Raw genomic sequence first — 22,818 nt, forward strand, 5'->3', positions numbered from 1 at the left:
ATTAGTTTTCCAATGCCAAAGCGGCACACCACGACTCGCCACGCGAGCCTTGCGGCGTCAGTTTCAGCGAACGCCCGCCGCCCTGCGCGCCAATGGTAATGGTCAGGTCAGGCTTTGGCAAAAAGCCTGCACCCTTCTGGGGCCATTCGATCAGGCACAAGGCGTCATCTTCGAAATAATCGCGGATACCGAGGAATTCCAGCTCTTCAGGATCCACTAGTCGATACAGGTCGAAATGGAAGGCGCGAATGTCGTCGATCTCGTAGGGCTCGACCAAGGTGAACGTGGGGCTCTTGACGGAGCCGACATGGCCGAGACCGCGAATAATGCCACGAGACAAGGTGGTTTTCCCCGCGCCGAGGTCGCCTTCAAGAAAAATCAGGCCATGGCCCGCGGTAATCTGCGCGATGCGGCCGCCAATTTGTGTCATGGCGTGTTCGTCCGCCACGTACAGGGTTACTTCAGACACGGTGAATGCTCCTCCAACAACTGACGAATGGCCGGGATCAGATCGGTTGCCGCCAACCCCCGTCCCGAGCGAGCGACCTGGGCACCGGCACTGGCATGCAGCCAGACCGCCAGGCACGCGGCCTCGAAACCCTCCATGCCTTGAGCCAGCAAGGCGCCGACCACACCGGCCAGTACATCCCCCAGACCGGCCGTGGCCATGGCCGGATGGCCCTGACTGCAAACCGCCAGGCGACCGTCCGGGCTGGCAATCAGGCTGCCGGCGCCCTTGAGGATCACCGTAGCGGTGTATTTCTGGCTCAGTGCACGGGCCGCCGCCGGACGGTCGGCCTGCACCTGAGCGGTGGATAGCGCCAACAATCGCGCCGCCTCGCCCGGGTGCGGGGTGATGACACACTGCTCAGGCAAGCGGACATCGCCACTGCTCAGCAGGTTCAGCGCATCGGCATCCCACACTTGCGGCAGCGGCGCATTGGCTGCCGCCGACAACAGACTACACCCCCACGCGGCCCGGCCCAGGCCCGGCCCGACCACCAGCACGCTGGCCTGCTGGAGCAAGCCCATCAATTGGTTTGCCGAATGGGTGCCTTGCACCATCACTTCCGGCAAACGCGTCAGCGCGGCGGATACGTGCTCGCTGCGGGTCGCCATCGAAACCATCCCCGCGCCGCAGCGCAGGGCGCTTTCGGCGCTCATCTGGATCGCACCGCCAAAGCCTCGGTCGCCACCGATCAACAGCACATGACCGAACTTGCCTTTGTGGGACGTGGCGAAGCGAGGCGTCAGACGTGGCAGATTATGGGGTGAGAGCAATCGGGCACTGGCCGGTGCCGCATCAACAATATCGGGATCGGCGTGCAGGTCGTTGAACACCAGTGCACCGACCCGATCCGCCGCTTCGCCGGTAAACAGGCCCAGCTTCAAGCCAATGAAGGTCACGGTGAGGTCGGCCACCACCGCCGTGCCTAGCACCCGGCCGGTATCGGCGCACAACCCCGAGGGAATATCCACCGCCGTGACCGGCAGACCGCTGACATTGATCGTATCGATAGCCCGCACATAAGGCTCGCGCACATCACCCTCCAAGCCCGTGCCGAGCAGCGCATCCAGCAACACGCCGCGCAACGCTGCCTCATCCGACCACGGCTCCATCGGCACGCCCACCGCCACAGCCTCGGCATGGGCATTGGCGGCGTCCCCCTGCAATCGCCGGGGTTCGCCCACTGTCAGCACCCGCACCGACCAGCCGGCGCGCCGGGCCAGGGTCGCGACCAGGTAGCCATCGCCAGCGTTATTGCCATGCCCGGCCAGCACCGTCAGTTCGTGGACGTCAGGCCAGCGCCGTACGATCGCTCGCCAGGTGGCGCGGGCGGCGCGCTGCATCAATTCGAAACCGGTGGTGCCGGCCGCGATCAGTTGCGCGTCGAGGGCCCGGACCTGCGCGGCGCTGTACAGCGCGTCGGGAAAATCATCTTTAGTGTGCGGCATGCGTCTTCGGGCTCCGATGTCTGGCAGAATTATACGCATCTCAGCTCTGGTTTCTCTCGCCTCATGCCTGCCATTCCCACAGACCTCCCCGCCCTAGCCCAATCCATCAAGGAATGGGGCCGTGAGCTGGGCTTCCAGCAGGTCGGCATCAGCGGCCTGGACCTCGCCGAGCATGAACAACACCTGCAACGCTGGCTCGATGCCGGCTACCACGGCGAAATGGACTACATGGGCGCCCACGGCAGCAAACGTTCGCACCCCGAGGAACTGGTGCCGGGTACGCTGCGGGTGGTTTCCCTGCGCATGGACTACCTGTCAGGCGATACGCACATGGCCCAGATGCTCGGCCAACCGGAAAAAGCCTACGTCTCGCGTTATGCATTGGGCCGCGACTACCACAAATTGATCCGTAAACGTGTGCAGCAACTGGCAGAAAAAATTCAGGCGGTCATCGGTCCCTTCGGTTATCGCGCCTTCGTCGACAGCGCGCCAGTCCTGGAAAAAGCCATCGCCGAACAAGCCGGCCTGGGCTGGATCGGTAAAAACACCCTGGTATTGAACCGCAAGGCCGGCAGCTATTTCTTCCTGAGCGAGCTGTTTGTCGACCTTCCGCTGCCGGTGGACCCGCCCCATGCCAGCGAACATTGCGGAAAATGCACCGCGTGCCTGGACATCTGCCCTACCAATGCCTTCGTCGGACCCTACGTACTCGATGCCCGCCGCTGCATTTCCTACCTGACCATCGAGCTGAAAAGCGCCATCCCCGAGGAGCTGCGGCCGTTGATCGGCAACCGGGTGTTTGGCTGCGATGACTGCCAGATCGTCTGTCCATGGAACCGCTTTGCCCGGCCGTCCGGGGAAAGCGACTTCAAGCCGCGGCACAACCTGGACAACGCCGGGCTGGCCGAGCTGTTCATGTGGGACGAGGCGACTTTCCTGAGCAGCACCGAAGGCTCCCCCCTGCGCCGCGCCGGCTACGAGCGCTGGCTGCGCAACCTGGCGGTGGGCCTGGGCAATGCGCCATCTACGATTCCCGTGCTGCAAGCGCTGGAGGCGCGGCGCGACTACCCGTCAGAGCTGGTGCGCGAGCACGTGGCGTGGGCCCTGCGCCAACATGCCGAGCGTCAAACCTCGTCGTTGTAGACGAACTTCGGCATTTCCCAGTGAAAACGAATCGCCAGGAGCCGCAGCAGGAAACCGCCGAACAAGGTAATGAGGATCGCCTGTTCGCTCGGTAGTTGCAGGAAGACGCACAGCAGATAACACCATGCTGCGGCAAACGAAACGCTGGCGTAGAGCTCGCGACGGAAGATCAGCGGAATATCGTTGCAGAAGATGTCTCGCAGAATGCCGCCGAACACCCCAGTGATGACCCCGCTGACCGACGCCACCAGCATCCCATGCCCCATTTCCAGGGCCGTCATGCAACCAATCAAGGTGAACGCCACCAAACCCACGGCGTCGAGCACCAGGAACAACGAGCGCAGGTGGCGCATCCAGCGCGCCAGGAACACCGTCAACATCGCGGCGGCAGTGGTCAGCACCAGGTATTCGGGGTGCTTGACCCACGTCAGCGGGTAATGACCGAGCAGCACGTCACGCACCGAACCGCCACCCAGCGCGGTGACACACGCGATCAGCACCACACCGAACCAGTCCATGCCCCTGCGCCCGGCAGACAAGGCGCCAGTCATGGCTTCAGCGGTGATGGCGATCAGATAGAGCATCAGCAACATGATGGCGGTCCTTACGAGAAGGCGCGCAGTCTAGCCATTTCGGGCAGGCACCAAAAGGGGGCAGTCCTCGACCATGCCAAACAAGGAATCTGTGCTCAGGAGATCTGTGGGAGCAAGGCTTGCCCACGATGAAGGCGGTGCGGTCCTTCAGAGACCGAGTCACCTGTTTCGCGAGCAAGCTTTGCTCCCACAAACTTTGCTCCCTCAAATCCCACGCGCTACAAGAATGCCGTGCGCTGGAATCAGAACTTGATGAAGTGCTTACGGTAATGTTGCAACTCGGCAATGGACTCGCGGATATCGTCCAGGGCCAGGTGGCTGCCGCCTTTCTGAAAGCTGTCGCGTACTTGCGGTGCCCAGCGGGCGGCCAGCTCCTTTAGGGTGGAGACGTCCAGGTTGCGGTAGTGGAAGTAGCTTTCCAGGGATTTCATGTGGGTGTACAGGAAGCGACGGTCCTGGCAGATGCTGTTGCCGCAGATCGGCGACTTGCCCTTGGGCACCCACTGCTCCAGGAAGGCGAGGGTCTGGACCTCGGCCTCGGCCATGCTGATCTTGCTCTCGCGCACCCGCTGGGTCAGGCCCGAGCCGCCGTGCTGGCGAGTGTTCCACTCGTCCATGCCGGCCAGGATCTCGTCGCTGTGATGGATCGCGATCACCGGGCCTTCGGCCAAGGTGTTGAGATCACTGTCGGTGACGATGGTGGCCATTTCGATGATGACGTCGGTGTCCGGGTTCAGACCGGTCATTTCCAGGTCGATCCAGATCAGATTCTGCGGGTTTTGCATAGGGAAGCTCCTCGGCGTAGCCACGCAGTTTAGCCTAGGCCGCCCCTTGGGCGTGCTAAACTCGCGGCCGTTTTACCCTATTCGCTGCATTTCTTCATACGGAACACCCATGGCCAAACGCCAACTCAATCGTCGTCAAAACTGGCGCATCGAAAAGATCCAGGGCGAGCGCGCCGCCCGCGCCGCCAAACGCGAATCCAGCGCTGTCGAAGCCCTGGAGGGTGGTGACCTGGGCCCTGAACAGACCGGCCTGGTCATCGCCCACTTCGGCGTACAGGTCGAGGTCGAGGCCCGGGAAGGCGAACTGGCCGGCCAGGTGTTCCGCTGCCACTTGCGCGCCAACCTGCCGGCGCTGGTGACGGGCGACCAAGTCGTCTGGCGTGCCGGCAACCAGGGCATTGGCGTGATCGTCGCGCAATTGCCGCGCCACACCGAGCTGTGCCGTCCGGACAGTCGGGGACAGCTCAAGCCCGTTGCCGCCAATGTCGACATGATTGTCATCGTGTTCGCCCCGCTGCCCGAACCCCACGCCAACCTGATCGACCGCTACCTTGTGGCCGCCGAGCACGCCGGCATCCGCCCGCTGTTGCTGCTCAACAAATTCGACCTGATCGACGAGCACAACGCCCCGGCGCTGAACGCCCTGCTGTCGGTCTATCGGGATTTGGGTTACCCGGTGCTGGAAGTCTCGGCCCACCACGGTAACGGCATGGAACAATTGCAACAACAACTGGACGGGCACATCAGTGTGTTCGTCGGCCAGTCCGGCGTCGGCAAGTCATCGCTGGTCAACAGCCTGCTGCCGGACGTCGAGACGCGCGTCGGGCCGTTGTCCGAGCTGTCCGGCCAGGGCACCCACACCACCACCACCGCGCGACTGTTCCACTTTCCCGGCGGCGGTGAATTGATCGACTCACCGGGCATCCGCGAATTCGGCCTGGGCCACGTCAGCCGGGCCGACGTCGAAGCCGGGTTCATCGAGTTCAACGAGCTGATCGGCACCTGCCGCTTCCGCGACTGCAAGCACGACCGCGAACCCGGTTGCGCGCTGCTCATGGCCTTGGAAGAAGGCCGCGTGCATCAGCAAAGGATGAACAGCTACCGCTCGATCATCGCCAGCCTGCCGGAAAGCAGTTACTGATTCTAAAAGGAATGTGAGTCGAGAGGACCTGTGGGAGCAAAGCTTGCTCCCACAGGTCTGTATCGGCTCTTAGGTCATTGCGCCGGTGGCTCGGCCGGTTTCGGCGCAACGTCGTCGAACAGGTTCAGGCGTTCGCGCAGCTCATGGGCCGGTACGGGTTGCTGATCCGCCGGCAAGGCATTCGGGTCCGCCGCAGCGCCAGGCGTCGCCGGCACTTCACCCGGTGCGCCCTGGGCCGGATCCGGCGCCAGATCATCGGCTTGCGAACCTTCGATGGCCTGCTGGGCCTTCCTGGTCAACACCACGATATCGATACGCCGGTTGACCGGGTTGAACGGATCCGCGCGGTCGAACAACGCTGAAGACGCATAACCGACCACCCTTGCCACCTGCTCGTCCGGGTAACTGCCCGCCACCAAGGCGCGGCGTGCCGCGTTGGCGCGGTTGGCTGAAAGCTCCCAGTTACCGAAGTCACCGTTGCCAATGAAGGGCTTGGCATCGGTATGACCGCTGACACTGATCTTGTTCGGCACCGCCTTGATGGTATCGGCCATGGCCAGCAGAATGTCTTCGAAATAAGGCTTCAGGCGCGCACTGCCGGAGTCGAACATCGGCCGGTTCTCGGCGTCCATGATCTGGATGCGCAAGCCGTTCGGCGTGATCTCGAACAGGATCTGGTCCTTGAACTTCTGCAGCTCAGGATTTTCTTCGACCTTGTTCTGCAACTCCTGCAACAACAGCTCCAGGCGCTCGCGCTCGATCTGCTCGGCCATGCCTTCGACCTGTTCGGAATCCACCGTCACCTTGTCGGGCTGGGGCTCGGATTTGACTTCGGGGTTGAGGGTCGTGTCCGGCGCCAGGGTCGGTGAGCCGCCCAGATCGATGATGTACGGCGTGCCGCTTTCCGTAAAACCGACCGGGTCCTTGAAGTAACCGGCGATGGCGATCTTCTGTTCCGGGGTTGCCGTAGACAGCAGCCACAGCACCAGGAAGAACGCCATCATTGCCGTCGCAAAGTCGGCGAAGGCGATTTTCCAGGCGCCCCCGTGATGCCCCCCGGCAATGCGCTTGACGCGTTTTACAATAATCGGCTGGTTATTTTCCATGGTTTAACGACCGCGAACCGCTTGTTCCAGCTCGGCAAAGCTTGGACGGTGCGCTGGGTACAGGACCTTGCGACCGAACTCCACCGCCAGCGATGGCGGCATGCCCGAGGCCGAGGCCACCAGGGACGCCTTGATGGACTCATAGACGTTGAGTTCTTCCTTGGCATCATGGGCCAGGGAATGGGCCAGCGGGCCGAAGAAACCGTACGCAGCCAGAATACCGAAGAAAGTACCTACCAATGCCGCACCCACGTGCAGACCGATGGAGGCCTGATCACCTTCTCCCAAGGATGCCATGGTCACCACGATCCCCAATACCGCCGCGACGATACCGAAGCCAGGCATGCCGTCGGCAATGCCGTTGACCGCGTGGGACGGGTGCTCCAGATCTTCCTTGAGGCTGTACAGCTCCATGTCGAACAGGCCTTCGAGTTCATGGGGCGCCATGTTACCGGACGACATGATGCGCAAGTAATCACAGATGAACGCCGTCATGCGAGCGTCCTTGAGTACCGCAGGGTACTTGGCGAAGATCGGGCTGGCGGCAGCGTCTTCGATATCGCCCTCGATCGCCATCATGCCTTCACGGCGGCTTTTGTTGAGGATCTCGTAGATCAGGCCCAGCACCTCGAGGTAGAAGGTGTGGCTGAAACGCGAGCTGAACATGCCCAGGGATTTCTTGAGCACATGCATCGTCATGTAGCCGGGGTTGGCCTGCAAGAATGCGCCAAGGGCCGCACCACCGATGATCAACACCTCGAAAGGCTGGACCAGGGCGGCAATCTTGCCATGGGAGAGCACGTATCCGCCAAGCACGCTCGCGAACACGACGATGATGCCGATAATTTTAGCCATAGATAGAAAGTACTTACTTAAGTCGGGTTCAAGGTCATATTCGGAAGCTGAAAAATCTCTTCTTCTCCTTATCGGCAAAACTGCGCCAGACTATAGGCTGTTCTGGCGAAAAGCCAATTTGCCCCGTTCCGGGCGTAGAGAATTCATACGATGATCACGTCCAGCCATGACTAACAAAACGAAGGTTCCAACGCCACGACCGACCACCCTCGAAGGCTGGGTGAAGTTGCTCGATGGCGTGCACCTACCGGTGCCCCAGGCCAGCCATGACCTGGTCTGCAAGGCCATTGCCGACAGCCGCCGCTCGTTGCGAGACATCGCCGAACTGATGCAGGACAGCCCCGCCCTGGCCCTGAGCGTCATCCGCGAGGCCAACCATCACACCCATGGCAGCCTCGCCGAACCTGCGGAAAACCTCGAAGTGGCCATCAACCGCCTCGGTCTCAAGCGTACCGAGGAACTGCTCGCTCGCCTGCCGTCGTTGCCGGGCCACGAAATCCCCATCGCCTTGCGCCAACTGCAATTGATCAGCCAGCACGCCACGCAACAGGCCAATGGCTTTTTTGCCAGCCGCCTGGCGCGGCTGTGGCAGGACATACACTGGGGCAGCCTGTTGTTTCTCTCGCCGCTGTGGCCACTGGCCCTGACTCACCCGCGGTTGCTGGGGGAATGGGAATTGCGAGTCGTCCACAAAGGCGAGCCTGCGCGCAAGGTAGAGCGCGAATTGTTCGGCGTCAGCCTAATGAAAATCTGCCTGGCGCTGGTGGAGACCTGGCGCCTGCCGATCTGGGTGATGCAGGGTTATCGCCTACTGCTCAATGAACGCCGCGAGCTGGTGCAGGTTCTGCGCATCGCCCGGGACAGCGAGCACCCGCTGCGCCAGCGGAATCGCCTAGACGACGACCCAACCCTGCGACGCTGGCTCAATCAACCGGCCAATACTGTGTTGCTGGCCAACGGCCTGGCACTTTCAGCACAACAGGCCTGGGACACCCCCCACAGTGCCCGCTGGCAATACCTCACCAGTTTGTATCTGCAGATGCCGATGGATGAGCTCCAACAACAACTGCACCAACAAGCCGTCACGAGCGCCCGTCATGACGCCATGCCAGACCTCTGGCATCCGGCCGTGGCGTTGCTCTGGCCCTGGGGCTGCCGACGCATCCACCCCGGCTTGCTACCGCCTCCGCCACCCAGCGCCGAGGACCTGAGCCAGTGGCGCAAACAATGTTCCGCACTGCTAGTGGAGCCGAGCCCCTTCAGCAATGCCATGCACCTGACCACCTCGGCACGTGACGTGTTGGCGGCCTGCGGCATGCGTCGAGTGATGATTTTGATGGCCGACCGCAACCAGACCAGCGTGCGCGTACATCAGACCGCCGGCCTGCCCAAAGAAGCCGCGGCCATGAGCTTTACCATCAACCAGAGAAAAATAGTGCAGCGCTTGCTGGCTCAGCAGGCCCAGGTTCGCCTGAACCCGGACAACAACGCGCAGTTTTCGGCACTACTGCCACCGGGCCTGCGCACCCTGTTCCGGGGTGAGCACCTGCTGCTGCGCTCCCTGACCTGTAATGGCCGAGTGATCATGCTGGTGGTGGTGGACCAGGGCGGTGGGCCGTTCTCGGACGTGACCGTGCAAGCCTTCGGCAAAACCGTGCAATGCATCGAAAGGGCCCTGCATACCTTTACCAACCGCGGCCGCTGAACTTGCTACAATCCTTTCCCTTTGCGCCCCTGGAGACCTCACATGCCTGACTTCTCTGGCTTGCCGCTGGTGATCGAGCCGAGCGAACTGCTACCGCGCCTCGATGCCCGCGAGCTGATTCTGGTGGACCTGACCAGCGCCGCCCGCTACAGCACCGGCCATATCCCCGGCGCACGCTTCGTCGATCCCAAGCGCACCCAGCTCGGCCACCCGCCGGCGCCGGGCCTGCTGCCGGCCAAAGCCGACCTGCAAGCACTGTTCGGCGAGCTCGGGCACAACCCGGATGCGGTCTACGTGGTCTATGACGATGAAGGCGGCGGCTGGGCCGGGCGGTTTATCTGGCTGCTGGACGTGATCGGCCACTCGAACTACCACTACCTCGACGGCGGCCTGCTGTCGTGGCTGGACGAAGGCCTGCCGGTGTCCGTCGAAGCGCCTGTGCCCGTCGCAGGCCCGGTCAGCCTGACGCTGCACGAAGCGCCCACCGCCACCCGCGAGTACCTGCAAAGCCGGCTCGGTGCCGCCGACCTGGCGATTTGGGACGCTCGCGGCCCGCTGGAATATTCCGGCGCGAAAGTCGTCGCAGCCCGAGGCGGGCACATTCCCGGGGCGGTCAATTTCGAATGGACTGCCGGCATGGACCAATCGCGCAACCTGCGCATCCGCAAAGACATGCCGCAAATCCTCGAACAATTGGGCATCACGCCTGACAAAGAAATCATCACCCACTGCCAAACTCACCACCGCTCCGGCTTCACCTACCTGGTGGCCAAGGCGCTCGGTTATCCACGGGTCAAAGGCTATGCCGGTTCCTGGGGCGAATGGGGCAACCACCCCGACACACCCATCGAGCTTTGAAGGTTCTTAAGGACAGTTAATGAAAAACCGTTTGTTCATCCTCACTCAATACCTGCTGCCCCACCACCTGCTGTCGCGGCTGGCCGGCTGCATTGCCGAATGCCGCGTGCGATGGTTCAAGAACGCCTTTACCGCGTGGTTTGCCAAGCGCTACCAAGTGGACATGTCCCAGGCCCTGGTGGAAGACCTGACTGCCTACGAGCACTTCAACGCCTTCTTCACCCGCGCCCTGAAAGACGGCGCACGTCCGCTGGACGACACCCCAGGCGCGATCCTCAGCCCCGCCGACGGCGCCGTCAGCCAGCTCGGCCCGATCGAGCACGGCCGGGTATTCCAGGCCAAGGGCCACAGCTTCAGCGTGCTGGAACTGCTGGGTGGTGACGCGACCAACGCGGCGCCGTTCATGGGCGGCGATTTCGCCACCATCTATCTGTCCCCCAAGGACTACCACCGCGTGCACATGCCGCTGGCCGGCACCCTGCGGGAGATGGTCTACATCCCTGGGCGGATTTTCTCGGTCAACCAGAGCACCGCCGAAAACGTTCCGGAGCTGTTCGCCCGCAACGAGCGCGTGGCGTGCATTTTCGACACCGAACGTGGGCCGATGGCCGTGGTACTGGTGGGTGCGATGATCGTAGCGTCCATCGAAACCGTCTGGGCCGGGCTGGTGACGCCACCCAAGCGCCAGCTGAAAACCTTCCGTTATGACGAAGCCGCCCGCGCGCCGATTCATCTGGAAAAAGGCGCCGAACTGGGGCGCTTCAAGCTGGGTTCGACGGCCATCGTGCTGTTCGGGCCGGACCAGGTGAAATGGGTCGAAGGCCTGGTGGCCGGTTCGCCAGTGCAGATGGGCCAGGGCCTGGCACTGCCAAAAGCCTGATTCACGCCCGCCCCTTGAACCAGGCCTGTAGAGACAGGCCTGCGGAAGTAGGATTGTGAGAGCAAGGCTTGCCCGCGATGAACGATGACGCGGTCCAAAAGAAACCGCGGCGCCTGCATCGCGAGCAAGCTTTGCTCCCACAGCACATTCAGGGCAACACACCGGCCTGTCAGCTGCTAGAGTTGGAAACATCACGTTCATTTCCCGCCGGAGCCCGTACACGGCATGAATGAGACCAGCCCTCTCCAGCTATTGCGCGTCCTGACCCCGACGCAATCACGCTTGTCGTTCTGTGAAGCCACGCCGCGCGACCTCAAGCGCTGGATTGCCGACCTGCCCAAGGCCAACATCGGCGAAACAGCCCGTCTTTTGTACCAAGCCCTTGGTGAACTCAACCAACTGCTCACGCCCAGCGACAATCGCCTGCAACTGCTCGAGCTGCTGCGGCCCGAGGTGTATTACGTCTGCAAGCACCTGGAACGGCACTTCCTGCAACAGGCCATCGTGCTGGATGAACGCTCGCGCAAAATCGTCAACCTCTGCCAGGCGCTGCAAACTCAGCTGGCGATGGGCTACAAACAGATCGTGGCGCGTATTACACCTAAATACACCAAGGACCGGGCCCGCCTGCTGAGCACCGCGCTGCAACGGGCGATGCATGCCCTCAATGGCCCGCTGCTGCGTGCCAGTCAGTTGTACAGCCCAGTGCCTGAGGGGCTGTGGCTCGATTTGCATCAGCTGTACCAGATCGCCTGCCTGCACCGGTTACAGCACCTGAGCGTGAGTGACGAACTGGCCAGCCAGGTTCATCAATTGACCGCCGAGCAGACCTATGTCGTCGCCCTGCTGCTGGGGGCGTCACGCAGCAATCAGCTGCGCCAGAGCCAAATCGGGCGACTGACCGAAGCGCTCGAAGCCTGGAGCCAGTGGGTCAAGCTGGAACCCGCCAGCAGAGCGGCCAGCCTGTTCGCGCTCGCTCCGCAACTGGACGTGGGGCCACGCTACCGCTCCAAGTTCCGCGCCGAACAACAGCCAACCTTGCAGGGCTTCGATCCACAGCCCTTGGTGCGCGCAATCGCCACGCACCTGGAAAAACCTGCCGAGCAAAGCCTGCCGATACCCGGTGGTATGAGCGTCGACACCTTGCATCACCTGCAAGCCGCCTGGGGCGAAGCGGCGGAACGCAGTTTCCAGCGCACCGAGGGTAACGGCACGCTGACGCTGTGCGTGGGCATGAGTGCACTGCACTACTACCTCGGCGGCGAGCGCTCTTTCAACGAAATACTGAAAAGCCCCGCCCCCCGCAAGGCCCGCTTCGAAGCCTCGTCGAGCAAGACAAACGACGCCTGGGACCAGGCCTTCGATGCCGCCCCTGCTGGCGACAGCGACCTACTGCCCTACGAAGAAATCGAGTACCCGGTCAACCCGAGCGACGACGACGGCAGCCACTCCGACAACCAGCATCACTTCCCCACCTACGACCTGCCGATCATCAACCACAGCCCTGGCGGCTACTGCCTCGGCTGGCCCAAGGAGGTGCCGGAACAGTTGCAAGCCGGGGAAATGATCGGCATTCGGGACACCAGCGACCAAGCCTGGAGCGTTGCCGTGGTGCGCTGGATCCGGCAAGTGCGCAACGGCGCCATGCAAATGGGCATCGAGCTGGTCGCACCACATGCCCAGCCTTGCGGGCTGCAACTGGTCCGGGAAGAAAATGAGCACGGTCACTACCTGCGCGGGCTGCTACTCCCCGAGATCAGCGCCATTGACCTCCCCCCTACCATGATCGCCCCGCGCCTGCCCTTCCAGGAGGGCCAGCGGGTGTTGATCAATACCAACGGCCAGGAACGCCGCGCCGGTCTGGACCGCCGGGTCACCAGCACCCACAGCTTCAACCAGTTTGCTTATCATCAGGAAGACTCAGCCACCCACGGGGATGGCGACGAGCAAGAAGGGGATTTTGATTCGTTGTGGAAGTCGCTTTAAACAGCCAACGCGTAACCCTTTGTGAAAAGAGAATTCTCTGTGGGAGCAAAGCCTGCTCCCACAACTAGATCCCCTCGCCACAAAAGATTGCGACAGACTCAGAGCTGCCCGTCACGATCCCTGAAGCCCAGCAGGTACAACACCCCGTCGAGCCCCAAGGTTGAAATCGCCTGCCTGGCCGACTGCTTGACCAGCGGCTTGGCGCGAAACGCCACGCCCAGGCCCGCTATCGCCAGCATCGGCAAATCGTTGGCACCGTCGCCCACGGCGATGGTCTGTTCCAGGCGCAGGCCTTCTTTTTCAGCCAATTCACGCAGCAGGTCCGCCTTGCGCTGGGCATCGACGATCGGCTCGACGGCCACGCCGGTCACCTTGCCGTCCACCACTTCCAGTTCGTTGGCGAACACATAGTCGATGCCGAGCTTGGCTTGCAACTGCTTGGCGAAGTAGGTGAAGCCGCCGGACAGAATGGCGGTCTTGTAGCCCAGGCGCTTGAGTTCGGCGAACAGCGTCTCGGCGCCTTCGGTCAGACGCAGGGAAGCGCCAATGGAGTCCAGCACGCTGACGTCCAACCCCTTGAGCAGCGCCAGGCGCTCCTTGAAGCTGGCGCGAAAATCCAATTCGCCAGCCATGGCGCGCTCGGTGATGGCCGAGACCTTGTCGCCCACGCCGGCTGCCTTCGCCAGTTCGTCGATGACTTCGGCTTCGATCAGCGTCGAGTCCATGTCGAATACCGCCAGGCGGCGGTTACGACGGAACAGCGAATCCTCCTGGAAGGCGATGTCGACGTTCAGTTCCTGGGCCACGCTGAGGAACTCGGCACGTAACGCCTGGGGATCGGCCGGCTCGCCGCGCACCGAAAACTCGATGCAGCCCTTGCCTTTGTCATCCGGAGTGTCCAGCGGCATGCGCCCGGACAGGCGGTCGATGTGATCGATGTTCAGGTCATATTTGGCGGTGATCGAGCTGACACGCTGCAACTGCTCGGCGGTAACCTTGCGGGTCAGCAGGGTAACGATGTGGCGCTTCTTGCCCTGGCCGGCCACCCAATGCTGGTAATCGTCCTCGGACACCGGGGTGAAGCGCACCTGTTGGTCAAGCTTGTAAGCGGTGAACAGGATGTCCTTGAGCACCGACTTGCCTTGTTCGGCGTCCGGGATTTCAACCAGGATGCCGAACGACAACGTGTCATGGATCACCGCCTGACCGATGTCGAGAATGTTCACACCACCCTGGGCCAGAACGCCGGTAATGGCCGCAGTCAGACCCGGACGGTCGCTGCCAGTGATGTTTATCAGGACGATTTCGCGCAAGGCGCACCCCCGCAGGTGGAAAAAAACCGCATTCTACCCACATTCAGTGACCATCGGGCACCGCCAGCGCTTTGCCGGTCATGGGGCTGTCGCTATACTGCGCGTCAATTTCACGGACAAAGAGCCGAGCTCAGTGAACCGGCCCACGCCAGTCAAAACCGACAACTTCTTCCTGCTGATCTTCCGTGCACTGCGTCACCGTCGTGTGCCGATTGCATTGCGCATTGCCAGCCATAACGTGATTCTGGTCGCCCTGGCCCTGGTTATCTATGCCTGCGTGATGGGTTTGCAATTCAAGCAGGCGATGCACGAGCAGGCCGATGCCCTGGGTGAAAGCCTGACCACCCAGACCGCCACATCCGCCACCGAGCTGCTGGTGTCCAACGACATCCTCAGCCTCAACGTGCTACTCAACAACCTGACCAAGAACAAACTGGTGGCTCACGCCGCCATCTACAGCGTGGACAACCGCATCCTCGCCGAGGCCGGCCAGCGTCCCAAGGCAGGCCTGCTGGGCGAGCCCGGTGGCATGTACCAGAGCAAGATCACCTTCCAGGACGTGACCGCCGGGCAACTGCGCATCAGCCTGGACATGGACCAGTTCCAACAACCGATGACCATCAGCCTGCAAAGCATGGGCATCCTCAGCGCGATCCTGCTGGCGCTGGCATTGGCCTTGAGCCTGCGCCTGGGACGGCACATCTCTACGCCGCTGTTGCAATTGCGTGTCTGGCTGCGGGACATCGACGAACACACGCCGGCCACCCAGCGCCAGGACGAGATCGGCGACTTGGCCCGGCAACTGCACGTCAGCTTCGCACCGGAGCCTGCGCCCGTGCCGGAACCTGAAGACATCGACTACGTGGACGACGACGATGCCGAGCCAGGCTTCGAAGTGCGCAACCTGCGCGACCCAGGGTTTGATGAAAGCCAGCCAATGCCCGCCTCCAAACCAGCGCTACGCCACGTGGTACGCACGGTAGAGGACGAGGAGGACGACGACGCGTTCGCCGATCTGCGGGACGAGTCAGTCGATCGAGCACCTCAACCGGTCGCCAGGCCAGTCGTCTCGAACCTGCCCCAGCACAGCGCCGTACTGGCCGTGCAACTGGGCGCCCAGGACCAACTGCGCCGCCTGCCCCAGGCGCGCCTGAAGGAATTGCTCGAGCGCTATCGCGACTGCCTCGACCAGGCCGCGTCACTCTATCAGGGCGAATTGCACACCCTGAACGACGGCAGCACGCTGATGCTGTTCCACGCCGAAGACAGCGGTGACGACTACCTGACCAACGCCATTTGCTGCGGTGAGCTGCTGCGCGCCTTGGGCCACCAGTTGCAGATAGAAGTCGCCGACAGCGGCATCACCCTGCAACTGCAATTGGGCCTGACCCTGGGCGACGACTTGTTCGGCCTGAGCCAGATCGACCTGCTGCTGACCGAAACCGCCCAGGACGCCCTGGCGCTGTCGCAACACAGCCGCAACTTGCTGCTGGTGGAGCGCAAGATCAACGACGACGCCCTGATCCGTCAGCGCACCCGCATTCGCCCCATCGCCAGCCCCGAAGGCGCGTGTTGCGTAGAACGCTTGATGGAGCCTTACCCATCGATGCTGGAACGGCAGCTGGCACGGATGCATGAACGCCAGGCCTGATCCCCAGACTTGAAATGACGAAGCCCGCAGATGAGTGATTGTCTGCGGGCTTTTTTGTCGCCTTTGTCTGGCCTCTTCGCGAGCAGGCTCGCTCCCACCGGAAGTTCTCTGTATGACCACAGATCTTCTGTGGGAGCGAGCCTGCTCGCGATAGGGCCAGGACAGACGCCAGAGATTCCGCCAGACAGAAACAACAAAGCCCGCATCAACGCGGGCTTTGTTTTGCATCCAGTCCTGGCGTCAGAACCTGAACACTTCCATGTCCGTGCGAATCGGCAAGGCCATGGGGATCTTGTCCTTGTCCTTGTCCTTTTCTACCGGCTTGGCCGGGGCGGGAGCAGACTTTCGTGGGACTTCTGCGACAGGAGGCTGGTTGGCCAGGGGCTTGAGCGACACGGACAGCTGTTCGGCCAGGCGTTGCAGGAGCACGCCCTGGGCCTGGACCTGTGCCGCCGTGGTGCCGGCATGTTGTTCTTGCAAATGAACGATGCGGTTCTCACGCACCTTGCCACGACGGTCGACCAATCGCCATTGGGCATCGAGCACTGCCGGCTGGGCTTTACCCGAGTCCAGGCGGGTAATCGACAGCAACACCTGTACATCCGGGGTGAAGCCTTGGGTCGCGGGTGCCAGCACCACACGCTGGCTGTCCAGATGCCCGGCAACCTGGCGTAGCAGCAACTGATCGATATCAGAAGACAAGCTGCCAGCCCAACGACCGTCAGTGGCGGCCTGCAGGCTGCCGTCCGGTTGGCGTTGCAATAAGGTTTCGCGTTGCAGGTAATCGGCAATCAGGACCGGCCCCAGCAATACTGCCATGCCTGTGCTTTGCGCAGGCTGGGCCGGGGTTCCGCTGTCCAGTTGGTACAGCGACACCGGCTGGTTCATGCTGCAGCCCGCCAGGCCAAGCAGGCCGGCGAGCCACAAAATAGGGAGGCGCAGAGCAGTCATCGTTCCGTCCAGGTGGCAGCCACAAGGCTTACCACAGTGAAAAAATACTCGGTCATTATGAAGAACGCTCGGCCACGCCGGCGCTTGAAAGGGCCTATCATCCGTGAATATGCGCGCCGACTCCAGCGCGAAAGTATCGATCTGCGGCATTTAATCGCAGACCGAGCCCTCTAGTACGCCTAATTGAGGTTTTCGACGAGCAGCGCATCGACTCGCTGAAATCCCCTTGGAAGCTTGTTGCCCCGCCGACCGCGTTCACCCTTGTAATGTTCAAGATCGTCTGCTTTCAACGAAAGCGTGCGCTTTCCTGCCTGTAGCACAAGCGTCGCACCTTCCGGCAACACTGCAATATCCGTGACATATTCCTCACGGCTGGCGACCCGTTCGCCGGAAATACCAATAATCTTGTTGCCCTTGCCTTTACCCAGCTGTGGCAGGTCGCTGATCTTGAACACCAGCAACCGGCCTTCGGTGGTGACCGACGCCAGCCAGTTGTTCTCCCGGTCAGCAACCGGCCGCGGCGCAATCACCTTGGCGTTGTTCGGCAAGCTCACCAACGCCTTGCCTGCCTTGTTCTTGGCTTGCAGGTCCTCACCCTTGACCACGAACCCGTAACCCGCGTCCGACGCAATTACGTACAGTCCATCATCTTCAGGCATCAGCACGCATTCAAAAGTTGCACCCGGTGGCGGCGTTAACCGACCGGTCAGCGGTTCGCCCTGGCCACGAGCCGATGGCAGGGTATGCGCCGGCACCGAATAACTGCGCCCGGTGGAGTCGACGAACACCGCAAATTGATTGGAACGCCCGGCCGCCAAGGCCTTGAACCCGTCCCCGGCCTTGTAGGAAAGCCCCGTCGCGTCAATATCATGCCCCTTGGCGGAGCGCACCCAACCTTTTTCTGACAGCACGACGGTGACTTTCTCGTTCGGCAACAGGTCGTGTTCGGTCAGCGCCTTGGCTTCGGCACGCTCGACGATGGGCGAGCGACGGTCGTCGCCGTAGGTTTCAGCGTCCTTGAGCAGTTCGGTACGCACCAGTTTCTTGAGCTTGGCTTCGCTGCCCAGCAGGGCTTGCAGCTTGGCCTGCTCTTTGAGCAATTCATCCTGTTCGGCGCGCAGCTTCATCTCTTCCAACCGCGCCAACTGCCGCAGGCGGGTGTCGAGGATGTAGTCGGCCTGGATTTCGCTCAGATCAAAACGGGCGATCAGGCTGGCCTTGGGATGCTCCTCGGTGCGGATGATGTGAATCACTTCATCCAGGTTGAGATAGGCAATCAGCAAACCGTCCAACAGGTGCAGGCGACGCTCGACCTTGTCCAGGCGGAATTGCAGGCGCCGGCGCACGGTCTCGACCCGGAACGCCAACCACTCCACCAGCAATGCCCGCAGGTTTTTCAACTGCGGCTTGCCGTCCAGGCCGATGATGTTGATGTTGACCCGGTAGCTCGACTCCAAGTCGGTGCTGGCGAACAGGTGCTGCATCAGCGCGTCGTGGTCGACTCGGCTGTTGACCGGGATAATCACGATGCGGCACGGGTTTTCGTGGTCGGATTCGTCACGCAAGTCCGCCACTTGCGGTGCTTTCGACGGCTTTGCCTGCATCATCGCCGCAATCTGCTCCAAGACCTTGGCCCCGGAGACCTGATGCGGCAGCGCCGTGACAATGATGTCGCCGTCTTCGATGTGGTACACGGCGCGCATGCGCACCGAACCGCGACCGGTCTCGTAGATTTTCAGCAGGTCGGCACGCGGCGTGATGATTTCCGCTTCGGTCGGATAGTCCGGGCCCTGGATGTGTTCACAGAGTTGTTCTACCGTGGCTTTGGGCTCGTCCAGCAAACGCACGCACGCCGTGGCCACTTCCCGCAGGTTGTGGGGTGGCACGTCAGTGGCCATGCCCACGGCAATGCCCGTGGTGCCATTGAGGAGAATATTCGGCAAGCGCGCCGGCAAAACCAGGGGTTCGTCGAGGGTACCGTCGAAGTTCGGCCCCCAGTCCGCGGTGCCCTGGCCCAACTCGCTGAGCAGCACCTCGGAATAGCGCGACAACCGCGCCTCGGTGTAACGCATGGCCGCGAAAGACTTGGGATCGTCCGGCGCACCCCAGTTACCCTGCCCGTCCACCAGCGTGTAGCGATAGCTGAATGGCTGGGCCATCAGCACCATGGCTTCATAGCAGGCTGAGTCGCCGTGGGGGTGGAACTTACCGAGCACGTCACCGACGGTACGCGCCGATTTCTTGTGCTTGGAATCAGCATCCAGCCCTAGCTCACTCATGGCATAGATGATCCGCCGTTGAACCGGCTTCAAACCATCACCGATGTGCGGCAAGGCGCGGTCCATGATCACGTACATGGAGTAATTGAGGTAGGCATTTTCGGTGAAGTCAGCCAGCGATCGGCGTTCTACGCCGTCTAAGCTGTCTGCAAGAATGTCGCTCATGCGGGCCTCATCAGTTCGTTGTCTGGCGCAGCAGCATGGTGCCGTCGCGCTGGGTAAATTCAAGTTTGTTCAGGGCGCTCATACCCAGCAGCACTTGCGTGCCACCCAGGCCGGGCGCCACCAGGGCACGGACATCGCGCAATACGATGTCACCCAATTGCAGCCGGTCGATGCGGGTGCGATAGCCCTCGCTCAAACCGTTGGCAGTGCTCAACGTCACGCCGAAACCTTTTTCCAGCTTGAGGCGCTCGGCCAACTCCACCGGAATCGCCACGTCGGTGGCGCCGGTGTCGAGCATGAAATCCACCGGCTGGCCGTTGATCTGGCCGCTGGCGACAAAATGTCCCTGCCTGTTGCCGACCAACTTCACCTCGATAAACCCTTCGCGTCTTTGCGAATACACCTGGGCATTGGGGTTTTGCTGGCGCTGTTCCCATTGGGCAAAAAACCGCGTTGCCAGGAACAGCGCCGCGCACCAGGCCAATATCATCAACACCCGGCCAGCACGCTTGCCCGGCGGCTGACTCATGGCGAGGCGCTCCAACCACCGTCCGGCGCGGCGAAGCGCCAGATGATCGGCCGGGTTTCGCCGTCGGCGCGAGCACCGTCGTTATTGTCCAGGCCGATCCAGGCGCCCTCGGCGTCTACGACCAGCGCTTCGGCCAGCCCATAATCCTGGGCGTAACGCCGACTGTCCTGCAACGCCTCGGCGGCGAACGACCAGCACCGCTCCACTTGGGCGGTCTGCAGGTCACGTCGACAGATCTGAAAGGCGTTGCGTTCCAGGGTAAACAGCTTGCCGTTGAACAATGACAGGTCAGCAAAATCCCGTGAAACCGCCTCGGCCTTGGGGAATTGCGCCGGTTGCATCTCCAGTCCTGCTTCGCTCAGCAGCACGCAGCTACCGTCGCAGTCCCAGACCGTTTGCTGGCGCTTGATCAGCAACAGGCCGCGACGCTCACGTTCGGCCGCCAACCACAGTTGGTCACCGGCAGGGTTGACCGCCAAGCCTTCGAACAACGCATTGAAATGCAGCAACATGCCACTGGCGCGGGCCTGGCGGATCATGGTTGGTGCAATTCTCAACCAGGACGCCGGCTCCGTCGGCGGCACCTGCAACACGGCGGCATGGGACTCGCTGACCACGTAGCGATTGCCAGCGCTGTCGCAGCTGATGCCTTCGAAATCCAGCTCGCCACCGCGCAGGAACGAGGCCGCCCAAGTCCGTGCGTTCAAGCCCCAGGGCAAACCACTGTCCGGCACCTCAGGCACCTCGATGTCAACCACTTCGGCTTGCCAGAGAGGCGCCTCGGAGGGCGCGAGGCGATAGAGCCGATCATCGTCGCGATCGGATACCGTCCACATTTCGTCGCCGCACAGCGCCAGCCCGGACAGATTGCCGCCGCGCATGCCATCGACGACATGCTCGGACAGCAACTTCAGTTCCGGCGCAGGCCCTGCGACCACCCCCCCCGCCCACAGCAACAACGCCAGGGCGAAACCGTTGCGCATCAGGCCAACACCTCGGCCAGGTCCCCTTTGGATTCGAGCCAGGACTTGCGATCGCCGGCGCGTTTCTTCGCCAGCAACATGTCCATCATCTCCGACGTCGCTTCGAAATCATCCAAGGTCAACTGCACCAGACGGCGGGTGTTCGGGTCCATCGTGGTTTCACGCAGTTGCGGCGGGTTCATCTCGCCCAGGCCTTTGAATCGAGTGACCTGCGGCTTGCCGCGCTTCTTCTCGGCCACCAGGCGATCCAGAATGCCGTCGCGCTCGGCTTCGTCCAGGGCGTAGTAGATCTCCTTGCCCAGGTCGATGCGGTACAGCGGCGGCATCGCCACATAGACGTGGCCGGCGTCCACCAGCGGGCGGAAATGCTGGACGAACAAAGCGCAGAGCAACGTGGCGATGTGCAGGCCGTCGGAGTCGGCGTCGGCGAGGATGCAGATCTTGCCGTAGCGCAGCTGGCTCATGTCCTCGGCGCCCGGATCGACACCGATGGCCACGGCGATGTTATGCACTTCCTGGCTGGCCAGCACTTCGCTGCCGTCCACTTCCCAGGTGTTGAGGATCTTGCCCCGCAGTGGCAGGATCGCCTGGAACTCCTTGTCCCGCGCCTGCTTGGCCGAGCCGCCGGCGGAGTCACCTTCCACCAGGAACAGCTCGGAACGCATCGGGTCCTGCCCGGCGCAATCGGCGAGCTTGCCCGGCAATGCCGGCCCTTGGGTAATGCGCTTGCGCTCGACCTTCTTGCTGGCCTTGAGACGACGGCCAGCGTTGTTGATCGCCAGCTCGGCCAGGGCCAAACCGGTTTCAGGGTTGGCGTTGAGCCATAGGCTGAACGCGTCTTTGACCACCCCGGAGACAAACGCCGCCGCTTCGCGGGACGACAGGCGCTCCTTGGTCTGGCCGGAGAACTGCGGTTCCTGCATCTTCATCGACAAGACGAAAGCGATGCGTTCCCAGACGTCTTCCGGCGCCAGCTTCACGCCACGGGGCAACAGGTTGCGGAACTCGCAGAACTCACGCATCGCATCGAGCAAGCCTTGACGCAAGCCGTTGACGTGGGTGCCGCCCTGAGCCGTAGGGATCAGGTTGACGTAACTTTCCTGGACGCTTTCGCCACCTTCGGGCAGCCACAGCAGTGCCCAGTCCACGGCTTCCTTGTTACCGGCCAGACTGCCGCAGAACGGCTCGTCGGGCAGGCGCTCGAAACCGTTGACCGCATCCACCAGGTAAGAGCGCAGGCCGTCTTCGTAATGCCATTCGACTTTCTCGCCGGTGGCCTTGTCTTCGAAACTGACCAGCAGTCCCGGGCACAACACGGCCTTGGCCTTGAGCACATGCTTGAGGCGGCTGACGGAAAACTTCGGTGAGTCGAAATACTTCGGGTCCGGGGCGAAATACACGCTGGTCCCGGTGTTGCGCTTGCCGACGGTGCCGACCACTTCCAGCTCGGTGGCCTTGTAGCCGTCGGCGAAGGTCATCTGGTATTCGTTGCCGTCACGCTTGACCCGCACCCGCACCTGGGTCGACAAGGCGTTGACCACGGAAATACCCACCCCGTGCAGGCCGCCGGAGAACTGGTAGTTCTTGTTGGAAAACTTGCCGCCGGCGTGGAGCTTGGTGAGGATCAACTCGACGCCCGACACGCCTTCTTCAGGGTGAATGTCCACCGGCATGCCGCGGCCATCATCGCTGACTTCCAGCGAGTGATCGGCGTGCAGGATGACCTGCACCGAACGGGCGTGCCCGGCCAAGGCTTCGTCGACACTGTTGTCGATGACTTCTTGGGCGAGATGGTTCGGCCGACTGGTGTCGGTGTACATGCCGGGGCGTTTGCGCACCGGGTCGAGGCCCGAGAGGACTTCGATGGCGTCTGCGTTATAAGAGCTAGCGCTGGGAGTGGCCATGGGGTCTCGTCGTCAGTGTTCAATGAAAAAGGGGC

Annotated in this window: 19 protein-coding genes; 7 read left to right on the forward strand and 12 right to left on the reverse strand. The window is 62.2% G+C overall.

Annotated elements, in window-relative coordinates; translation table 11 throughout:
- Nucleotide 1: 1 nt before the first annotated feature.
- Nucleotides 2–469: a tRNA (adenosine(37)-N6)-threonylcarbamoyltransferase complex ATPase subunit type 1 TsaE gene (tsaE, locus tag AACY31_RS00830; protein ID WP_339478352.1), complete on the reverse strand. Its 468-nt coding sequence runs from the start codon at nt 467–469 to the stop codon at nt 2–4.
- Nucleotides 457–1,956, reverse strand: coding sequence for an NAD(P)H-hydrate dehydratase (locus AACY31_RS00835; protein WP_339503664.1), 1,500 nt, complete (start codon nt 1,954–1,956; stop codon nt 457–459). The genes tsaE and AACY31_RS00835 overlap by 13 nt, the downstream gene beginning before the upstream one ends.
- Before the next feature lie 63 nt (nt 1,957–2,019).
- Here AACY31_RS00835 and queG point away from each other — a divergent pair, with 63 nt between their 5' ends.
- Entirely contained in the window at nt 2,020–3,099 is a 1,080-nt protein-coding gene (queG, locus tag AACY31_RS00840) for a tRNA epoxyqueuosine(34) reductase QueG (protein WP_339478349.1), read from the forward strand.
- Here the strand turns inward: queG and AACY31_RS00845 are convergent.
- Together AACY31_RS00845 and orn are read right to left on the reverse strand one after the other, a co-directional pair.
- A complete protein-coding gene (locus AACY31_RS00845) occupies nt 3,081–3,695 on the reverse strand; it encodes a trimeric intracellular cation channel family protein (protein ID WP_204126993.1) in 615 nt (204 codons plus the stop codon). The two genes, queG and AACY31_RS00845, sit on opposite strands and share 19 nt — an antisense overlap.
- Before the next feature lie 239 nt (nt 3,696–3,934).
- Complete coding sequence (gene orn / locus AACY31_RS00850; RefSeq protein ID WP_339478348.1) at nt 3,935–4,477, reverse strand: oligoribonuclease; 543 nt, start codon at nt 4,475–4,477, stop codon at nt 3,935–3,937.
- A 109-nt stretch (nt 4,478–4,586) separates the two neighbouring features.
- Between orn and rsgA the strand changes: the two genes are divergently transcribed.
- A complete protein-coding gene (rsgA, locus tag AACY31_RS00855; protein WP_339478347.1) occupies nt 4,587–5,618 on the forward strand; it encodes a small ribosomal subunit biogenesis GTPase RsgA in 1,032 nt (343 codons plus the stop codon).
- 74 nt (nt 5,619–5,692) lie between these two features.
- On the opposite strand, the gene motB is transcribed toward rsgA, so the two are convergent.
- The gene (gene motB / locus AACY31_RS00860; RefSeq protein ID WP_339478346.1) at nt 5,693–6,724 is read right to left on the reverse strand and encodes a flagellar motor protein MotB; all 1,032 of its coding nucleotides are present in this window, start codon (nt 6,722–6,724) and stop codon (nt 5,693–5,695) included.
- 3 nt (nt 6,725–6,727) lie between these two features.
- Complete coding sequence (motA, locus tag AACY31_RS00865; RefSeq protein ID WP_339478345.1) at nt 6,728–7,579, reverse strand: flagellar motor stator protein MotA; 852 nt, start codon at nt 7,577–7,579, stop codon at nt 6,728–6,730.
- A gap of 166 nt (nt 7,580–7,745) precedes the next feature.
- On the opposite strand from motA, the gene AACY31_RS00870 reads away from it, so the two are divergent.
- From AACY31_RS00870 to AACY31_RS00885, 4 genes are all read left to right on the forward strand, one after another.
- The gene (locus AACY31_RS00870) at nt 7,746–9,284 is read left to right on the forward strand and encodes an HDOD domain-containing protein (protein WP_339503666.1); all 1,539 of its coding nucleotides are present in this window, start codon (nt 7,746–7,748) and stop codon (nt 9,282–9,284) included.
- A 42-nt stretch (nt 9,285–9,326) separates the two neighbouring features.
- Nucleotides 9,327–10,142: a rhodanese-like domain-containing protein gene (locus AACY31_RS00875; RefSeq protein WP_339478342.1), complete on the forward strand. Its 816-nt coding sequence runs from the start codon at nt 9,327–9,329 to the stop codon at nt 10,140–10,142.
- Between the two features lie 19 nt (nt 10,143–10,161).
- The gene (gene asd / locus AACY31_RS00880) at nt 10,162–11,022 is read left to right on the forward strand and encodes an archaetidylserine decarboxylase (RefSeq protein ID WP_339478341.1); all 861 of its coding nucleotides are present in this window, start codon (nt 10,162–10,164) and stop codon (nt 11,020–11,022) included.
- Nucleotides 11,023–11,247: 225 nt separating this feature from the next.
- Nucleotides 11,248–13,008, forward strand: a complete 1,761-nt coding sequence (locus AACY31_RS00885) for a molecular chaperone (protein ID WP_339478339.1) — start codon at nt 11,248–11,250, stop codon at nt 13,006–13,008.
- Between the two features lie 98 nt (nt 13,009–13,106).
- Here the strand turns inward: AACY31_RS00885 and serB are convergent, their stop codons facing one another.
- The gene (gene serB, locus AACY31_RS00890; RefSeq protein WP_339478337.1) at nt 13,107–14,321 is read right to left on the reverse strand and encodes a phosphoserine phosphatase SerB; all 1,215 of its coding nucleotides are present in this window, start codon (nt 14,319–14,321) and stop codon (nt 13,107–13,109) included.
- Nucleotides 14,322–14,454: 133 nt separating this feature from the next.
- Between serB and AACY31_RS00895 the strand changes: the two genes are divergently transcribed.
- Nucleotides 14,455–15,972 carry an AhpA/YtjB family protein gene (locus AACY31_RS00895; protein WP_339478336.1) on the forward strand — a complete coding sequence of 506 codons (1,518 nt, stop codon included), beginning with the start codon at nt 14,455–14,457 and terminating at the stop codon, nt 15,970–15,972.
- 240 nt (nt 15,973–16,212) lie between these two features.
- Here the strand turns inward: AACY31_RS00895 and AACY31_RS00900 are convergent, their stop codons facing one another.
- From AACY31_RS00900 to parE, 5 genes are all read right to left on the reverse strand, one after another.
- Nucleotides 16,213–16,923 carry a PqiC family protein gene (locus AACY31_RS00900; RefSeq protein ID WP_339478335.1) on the reverse strand — a complete coding sequence of 237 codons (711 nt, stop codon included), beginning with the start codon at nt 16,921–16,923 and terminating at the stop codon, nt 16,213–16,215.
- A 179-nt stretch (nt 16,924–17,102) separates the two neighbouring features.
- Nucleotides 17,103–19,367 (reverse strand): DNA topoisomerase IV subunit A, encoded by a 2,265-nt coding sequence (gene parC / locus AACY31_RS00905; protein ID WP_339478334.1) that lies wholly within the window; start codon nt 19,365–19,367, stop codon nt 17,103–17,105.
- Nucleotides 19,368–19,377: 10 nt separating this feature from the next.
- Complete coding sequence (locus tag AACY31_RS00910; RefSeq protein WP_339478332.1) at nt 19,378–19,896, reverse strand: retropepsin-like aspartic protease family protein; 519 nt, start codon at nt 19,894–19,896, stop codon at nt 19,378–19,380.
- Nucleotides 19,893–20,879, reverse strand: a complete 987-nt coding sequence (locus tag AACY31_RS00915; protein ID WP_339478330.1) for an esterase-like activity of phytase family protein — start codon at nt 20,877–20,879, stop codon at nt 19,893–19,895. Before AACY31_RS00915 ends, AACY31_RS00910 begins: the two co-directional genes overlap by 4 nt.
- A complete protein-coding gene (parE, locus tag AACY31_RS00920; protein WP_339478329.1) occupies nt 20,879–22,783 on the reverse strand; it encodes a DNA topoisomerase IV subunit B in 1,905 nt (634 codons plus the stop codon). Before parE ends, AACY31_RS00915 begins: the two co-directional genes overlap by 1 nt.
- Nucleotides 22,784–22,818 lie beyond the last annotated feature (35 nt).

The sequence above is a fragment of the Pseudomonas sp. RL_105y_Pfl2_101 genome (assembly GCF_963970585.1).
Lineage (GTDB): Bacteria > Pseudomonadota > Gammaproteobacteria > Pseudomonadales > Pseudomonadaceae > Aquipseudomonas.